The organism is Bacteroidota bacterium (assembly GCA_030017895.1).
Lineage (GTDB): Bacteria > Bacteroidota > Ignavibacteria > UBA10030 > BY39 > JASEGV01.
On record JASEGV010000157.1, the window covers coordinates 1 to 740 of the forward strand.

Here is a 740-nt window from a genome sequence, read left to right on the forward strand (position 1 = left end):
TAATATCCACCTGAACTGTTCCATCCTTCGAGCCGCTATTTTCAACCGGTATCCAGACAAACGATGGATTGCGCCTCAAGCGGAACTGATGCGTGTTGATAAATTTGCCATCTACATTTTGATGGACACTGCCTGCTATTACTTTCTTCTCTTCGCCAGGCTCGATAATTCCGACCAATGTTACTGCCGGCGACAATGATTTAAATCCTTCATCAGCTTTCGACTGCGATCCATCAAATGTTAGCTGGAGCGTTGTGCCCCGCTCTGCCTGAACATAGTTTCCATCCAATTCATACACAAGTTTGAAGACATCGTCTTTATCTAATTGTGCGTTTGCTATTACTGAGGGCTTGGCATACTGACTTATAGCCCCATCTTCACTCACCGATACGCTTGCTTCCGGTTCATGGTCAACCACTAACAAGCTGAACTTATCTAAATACGACCTCTCTTGTTCAAACTCGCCTACACGCAGACGGTAAGTATTTTCAGTTATAGCGGGAGTTGTAAAAAGTTGATAGTGGTCGGTTACAAAACCATCTTCATTAGGGACATATTCACTCTGTGGGAGGATGTTGTTATCTTCTACAAACTCATTTCCATTATAGGTGTAAACGAACGGACAGCCGCCGCCACCGCCACCGCCAGGAGAACCAGAAATAATGCTGATAGTTATTGTATTTACTAAAGGGCGGTTCCAAAAATTGACTTATTGAATACTTTTTTTTGTATATTTAAGA

1 protein-coding gene is annotated in these 740 nt (G+C 42.8%); it reads right to left on the reverse strand.

The annotated features are described in order from the left end of the window. Positions 1 to 424 (reverse strand): hypothetical protein (locus tag QME58_14410; protein MDI6805005.1); only part of this gene is annotated, 424 nt, incomplete at its 3' end. Positions 425 to 740: the final 316 nt, after the last annotated feature.